This window comes from Allobosea sp. CER48, from assembly GCF_044752385.1.
Taxonomy (GTDB): domain Bacteria; phylum Pseudomonadota; class Alphaproteobacteria; order Rhizobiales; family Beijerinckiaceae; genus Allobosea.
This window is the reverse complement of record NZ_JBIWYK010000179.1, coordinates 1-6,189: the sequence shown is the minus strand read 5'-3', so window position 1 is coordinate 6,189 and position 6,189 is coordinate 1. Positions and strand designations below refer to the sequence as shown.

4 protein-coding genes are annotated in these 6,189 nt (G+C 68.1%); all 4 read left to right on the top strand.

Translation table 11 applies throughout. From position 1 onward, the window contains the following. Nucleotides 1–923: HlyD family secretion protein (locus ACIPIA_RS08720; protein WP_400508602.1), on the top strand; the 923-nt coding region annotated here is incomplete at its 5' end. Beyond that, nucleotides 920–3,664, top strand: a complete 2,745-nt coding sequence (gene rbbA / locus ACIPIA_RS08715; RefSeq protein WP_400508600.1) for a ribosome-associated ATPase/putative transporter RbbA — start codon at nt 920–922, stop codon at nt 3,662–3,664. The genes ACIPIA_RS08720 and rbbA, both read left to right, overlap by 4 nt. Nucleotide 3,665: 1 nt before the next feature. After that, the gene (locus ACIPIA_RS08710) at nt 3,666–4,799 is read left to right on the top strand and encodes an ABC transporter permease (protein WP_400508598.1); all 1,134 of its coding nucleotides are present in this window, start codon (nt 3,666–3,668) and stop codon (nt 4,797–4,799) included. A gap of 36 nt (nt 4,800–4,835) precedes the next feature. Beyond that, the coding region (locus ACIPIA_RS08705; protein ID WP_400508596.1) for an HAD-IC family P-type ATPase at nt 4,836–6,189 on the top strand (1,354 nt) is incomplete at its 3' end.

Sequence of the window (6,189 nt, the reverse complement as noted above, 5' to 3'; positions counted from 1 at the left end):
TGAAGGCCCTGATCGAAAGGTTGCGGGGGGACGCGATGCCGGAGGGCATCATCAAGACCAACGGGCGCATCGAGGCGACGCAGGTCGATGTCGCCTCGAAATATGCCGGCCGCCTGGCCGAGGTCACCGTCAAGGAAGGCGACGAGGTCACCGCCGGACAGGTGATCGCCCGTATCTCCTCGCCGGAATATGAAGCGCAGCTGCGTGCCGCGCAGGCGCAGGTCCTCAGGGCAAGACAGGCTCTCGCCGAAGCCGAGGCTCTGATCGCCCAGCGCAAGAGCGACCAGATCCTCGCCCGCACCGATGCCGAACGCGGCAAGGAACTGGTCGCGAAGGGTTATCTCAGCAAACAGGTCGATGACCAGCGCTCGGCCAAGGCCGACGCCGCCGATGCCGCCCTGCGCGCCGCACAGGCGCAGCGTGACCAGGCCCAGTTCGCGATCCATGCTTCCGAGGCCGATGCCGAGCAGATCAAGGCTATCCTCGTCGATCTCGTGCTCCTGGCGCCGCGCAGCGGGCGCGTCCAGTACCAGCTCGCCCGCACCGGCGAGGTCGTCTCGGCCGGCACGCGCGTGATCACGATCCTGGACCTCTCGGACGTCTACATGACGATCTACCTGCCCGCCGCGCAGGCGGGGCAGCTCGCGCTCGGCGACGAGGCGCGCATCATCCTCGATCCCGTGCCGCAATACGTCGTCCCGGCGACGGTGAGCTTCGTCGCCGCCGACGCGCAGTTCACGCCCAAGGCCGTCGAGACTGCGGAAGAGCGCGAGAAGCTGGTCTTCCGCGCCAAGCTCCAGGTCGATCGTGACCTGCTCGCGAAATACCATCGGCAGGTGAAGACCGGCGTGCGCGGCCTCGGCTTCGTGCGCACCTCCTCCACTGCGAAATGGCCCGACTCGCTTGCCGTGAAGCTGCCATGACGGAAGCGGCTGGCCCTGCAGCCAGCCTCGAGGGTGTCACGCACCGCTACGGCAAGGTCGTCGCCCTCGACGCTGTGACGCTGGATATCCCCTCCGGCCGCATGATCGGCGTGATCGGCCCCGACGGCGTCGGCAAGTCGACGCTGCTGGCGCTCATTGCCGGTGTAAGGGCCATCCAGCGGGGGCGCGTCCGCGCGCTCGGCGGCGATCTCGGCGACAAGACCGAGCGCGAAGCCCGGCGCGGGCGCATCGCCTATATGCCGCAGGGCCTGGGGCGCAACCTGTACCCGACGCTCTCGGTCTTCGAGAACATCGACTTCCACGCGCGCCTCTTCGGGCAGGATGCGACCGAGCGCCGGAGCCGCATCGACGAATTGCTCAGGGCGACGGGGCTCGATCCCTTCGAGGCCCGGCCGGCCGCGAAGCTCTCGGGCGGCATGAAGCAGAAGCTCTCGCTCTGCTGCGCGCTGATCCACGACCCCGACCTGCTGATCCTCGACGAACCGACGACCGGCGTCGATCCGCTCTCCCGCGGACAGTTCTGGGATCTGATCGACACCATCCGTGCCCGCCGCCCCGGCATGAGCGTCATCGTCGCCACCGCCTACATGGAAGAGGCGGAACGCTTCGACTGGCTCGTGGCGATGGACGACGGGAAGGCGATCGCGACCGGCACCCCCGCGGAGCTGCGCAGAAAGGCCGGCCAGCCCACGCTGGAGGGCGCCTTCGTCGCGCTGCTGCCCGAGGCGAAGCGTGCCCAGCATCAGGAGGTCGTGCTGCGGCCGCGCGTTGTGAACGACGACGCGACGCCCGCAATCGAGGCCGAGGGGCTGACGCGCCGCTTCGGCGATTTCGTCGCCGTGGACCATGTCAGCTTCCGCATCGGCCGCGGCGAGATCTTCGGCTTCCTCGGCTCCAACGGCTGCGGCAAGTCGACGACGATGAAGATGCTGACCGGCCTGCTGCCGGCCAGCGAAGGCACGGCCAAGTTGTTCGGCCAGCCGTTGGCGGCCGACGACATGGAGACGCGCCGCAATGTCGGCTACATGTCGCAGGCGTTCTCGCTCTACAGCGAGCTCACGGTTCGCCAGAACCTCGTGCTGCATGCCGAGCTCTATCATCTGCCGTCGGCGGAGATCCCAGGCCGGATCGCGGAACTGCTGACCCGTTTCGACCTCGAGGCCGTCGCCGACGAGCGGCCCGACAGCCTGCCGCTCGGCATCCGCCAGCGCCTGCAGCTCGCAGTCGCGGTGCTGCACCGCCCGGCCATGCTCATCCTCGACGAGCCGACCTCGGGGGTCGACCCGATCGCGCGCGACGCCTTCTGGCGCACGCTGATCGACCTCTCGCGCGACGATGGCGTCACCATCTTCCTCTCGACCCATTTCATGAACGAGGCGGAGCGCTGCGACCGCATCTCCTTCATGCATGCCGGCAAGGTGCTCGCCGTCGGCACGCCGGACGAGCTGGTGCGGAAGCGCGGCGTCGATACGCTCGAGGAAGCCTTCATCGCCTATCTCAAGGAAGCCGCCGGCATCGAGGATGCCCCGGCCGAGCCCGCCGACCCGGCTGCCGCGGCGGCGGCGCCGCATCAGCCGGCCGCGCCGGCCCGCCGCTTCGATCCGCGCCGGCTCTGGGCCTGCACCCGGCGCGAGACGATGGAGCTGCTGCGGGACCCGATCCGGCTGAGCTTCGCCTTCTTCGGACCGCTGCTGCTGATGCTGGCCTTCGGGTTCGGCATTTCCTTCGACGTCGAGAACCTGAAATTCGCGGCGTACGACCAGGACAACACGATGGAGAGCCGCCAGCTGGTCGAGGCGTTCTCCAGCTCGCGCTATTTCAACGAGCGGCCGCCGATCCGCTCGGAGGCAGAGCTCGACCAGCGTCTGAAGAGCGGCGAGCTCCAGCTCGCGATCGAGATCCCGCCCTCCTTCGGTCGCGACCTGATGGCCGGGCGCACGCCGGAGCTCTCGGTCTGGCTCGACGGGGCCATGCCGTTTCGCGCCGAGACGACGCGCGGCTACGTCACCGGCCTGGCGACGCAATATGCCCAGGGCTTCGTGGCCGCCAACGCCGCCTCGAGCCATGCCCCCTCGCCCGTCACGATCGAGACGCGCTTCCGCTACAATCAGGACTTCAAGAGCGCCAATGCGATGGTGCCGAGCGTGATCATGCTGATGCTGATCCTGATCCCGGCGATCATGTCGGCGATCGGCGTCGTCCGCGAGAAGGAAACCGGCTCGATCGCCAATTTCCGCTCGACGCCGATCAGCCGCTTCGAATTCCTCTTCGGCAAGCAGTTGCCCTACATCGCCATCGCGATGGTCAGCTTCGCGCTGCTCGTCCTGATCGCGCTGTTCATCTTCCGGGTGCCGATCAAGGGCTCCGCCTGGGTTCTGGTGCTGGCGACGCTGTTCTATGTGTCGGCGACGACCGGTTTCGGCCAGCTCATCTCCAGCTTCACGCGCACGCAGGTTTCGGCCGTGTTTGCGACCGCGATCCTGTCGATCATCCCCGCGGTCAACTTCTCCGGCCTGATGGTGCCGGTCGCATCGCTCTCCGGCGGCGGCCGCCTCATCGGCATGAGCCTGCCGCCGGCCTGGTATCAGCCGGTGAGCGTCGGCGTATTCACCAAGGGGCTGGGGGCGGCCGAGCTCTGGCCCAACCTGGCGATGCTCGCCTTCTTCTTCCTGCTCTTCCTCGTCGTCGCGCAGCTCGCCTTGCGCAAGCAGGAGGCCTGAGATGGCCGCGCTCGTCATCCACCTCCAGAACATCCTGCGCCTCGTCGTGAAGGAGCTGCGCAGCCTGCGCGCCGATCCGATCATGCTGGTGCTGGTCGCCTACACCTTCACCATCGCGGTCTACACCGTCGCGACGGGTGTGAAGCTCGAGGCCCGCGACCTGACGATCGGCATCGTCGACGAAGACCAGTCCGAGCTTTCGCGCTCGCTGCTCGATGCCTTCAACCCGCCCCTGTTCAAGGTTTCGAAGCAGATCGCGGCGAACCAGATCAACGCCGAGATGGATTCGGGCCGCCTCGTCTTCGTCCTGGAAATTCCGCCGAAGTTCCAGGCGGACTTGCAGGCCGGGCGGCAGACGGCGCTGCAACTCAACATCGACGCCACCGCGATGACCCAGGCCGGCAACGGCGCGGTCTACATCCAGCAGATCATCGCGCAGGAGATCGCGAACCGACAGGCCGGGCGCGAGACGGCGACCGCGCTGCCGATCAACTTGGTCGTGCGGGCCCGCTTCAATCCCAACCTCGATTCCGGCTGGTTCAGCTCGGTGATGCAGGTGCTCAACAACGTCACCCTGCTGACCATCATCCTGACCGGCGCGGCGCTGATCCGCGAGCGCGAGCAGGGCACGGTCGAGCATCTCCTGGTCATGCCGGTCACGCCGGTCGAGATCATGCTGGCCAAGATGGTGGCGAATGCGCTGGTCATCCTGGTCGCCGCGGTCGCCTCGCTCATTCTCATCGTTGAATGGGCCCTGGGCGTCCCGATCGCAGGCTCGATCCCGCTCTTCGTGCTGGGGACGGCGATCTACGCCTTCTCGGTCGCCGCGCTGGGCATCCTGCTCGGAACGCTGGCGACGACGATGGGCCAGTTCGGCCTGCTGGCCATCCCGGTCTTCGTGGTCACGCAATTGCTGTCCGGAGCGACGACGCCGATGGAGAGCATGCCGATCTGGCTGCAATGGATCATGCGGATCTTCAGCCCGACGCCGCATTTCGTCGCCTTCTCGCAGGGCGTGCTCTACCGCGGCGCGGGGCTCGATGTGGTCTGGCCGGAGATTGCCAAGATCATCGCGATCGGCATCGCATATTTCGCCTTCGCGCTCGCGCGCTTCCGGAAGGTGATCTTCGCTTGATCGAAGCCGGCCGGAGGCGAAGCCGGAGCGTCACCGATGCGTGAGATGGTCGTTCATCTGAGCCTGTTCGCAATCGCGCTGGCAGGCGCCATCGCCGGGCTGGCTGCAGGCCAATTCGGCGGAAGCCGGTCGCCGGATCTGATCTGGACCGCCGCGACCGTGCCGGTTGCGGTGGCGCTAGCCGTGTCGATGGTCCGCGACATGCTGGCCGGGCGGCTGGGCGTGGATGCGATCGCGCTCGTCGCGATGATCGCCTCGATCGCAATGGGCGAGCCGCTGGCCGGTGCCGTCGTCGCCATGATGTATTCCGGCGGCAACCTGCTCGAGGACTATGCTCGCGGCAAGGCCGAGCGCGAATTGCGCGCGCTGCGGGACCGGACGCCGCGCGTCGCCCACCGGCAGGACGTCGATGGCCTCGTCGACATCGCCGCGGAGGACGTTGTTGCCGGCGACGAGCTGCTGGTGCGGGCCGGCGAGATGCTGCCGGTCGATGGCGAGCTGATCGATGCCGAGGCCCGGCTCGACGAAGCCGCCGTGACGGGCGAGCCGCTGCCCGAGGCGAAGGCTAAGGGAGCCGCGCTGCGCAGCGGCACCGTCAATGCTGGCGAAGCCTTCCGTTACCGCGCCTCGGCGGCCGCGCATGAAAGCACCTATGCCGGCATCGTCCGCATGGTCGAGGCGGCGCAGACCGCGAAGGCCCCGTTCATCCGCATGGCCGACCGCTTCGCGCTGCTGTTGCTCCCGGCGACGCTGGTCGTCGCCGGTCTGGCCTGGTGGCTGTCCGGCGATCCGATCCGCGCTCTTGCCGTTCTGGTGGTCGCGACGCCCTGCCCCCTGATCCTCGCCGCACCCGTCGCCTTCATCGGCGGCGTCTCGCGCGCGGCCCGCTCCGGCATCCTGATGAAGGGCAGCTCGGCCATCGAGGCGCTCGGGCAGGTTCGCACCGCGATCTTCGACAAGACCGGGACCCTGACCGAAGGCGGAGCCCGGCTCGTCGCGCTGGATGCAGCGCCGGGCATCGAGGCGAACGAGATCCTTCGCCTCGTGGCTTCCCTCGAACAGGCCTCCCACCACGTGCTGGCGGAGACGCTGGTCTCATTGGCACGACACAGGGGCCTGCCGCTGTCCCAGCCGGCGGAGGTCCGCGAGTATCGGGGCTCGGGCCTCGAAGGCATGGTGGACGGCAGACAAGTCCGCGCCGGCTCGCGCAGCCTCGTGCTGGGCGACAGATCACTGCCGGATTGGGCTCGTGCGTCGCAATCAGGCCTCGCCGATGCGGCCGCCCTGTCGGTCTTCGTCGCGGTCGACGGCGAACTCGCCGCCTTCCTCGCCATGGCGGATGCCGTGCGTCCGGATGCGCCTGATACGCTCCGGCGCCTGCATGCGAGCG

Coding starts and splice junctions, on each gene's coding strand:
- rbbA (WP_400508600.1), top strand. CDS start 920: ATGACGGAAGCGGCTGGCCCTGCAGCCAGCCTCGAGGGTGTCACGCAC.
- ACIPIA_RS08710 (WP_400508598.1), top strand. CDS start 3,666: ATGGCCGCGCTCGTCATCCACCTCCAGAACATCCTGCGCCTCGTCGTG.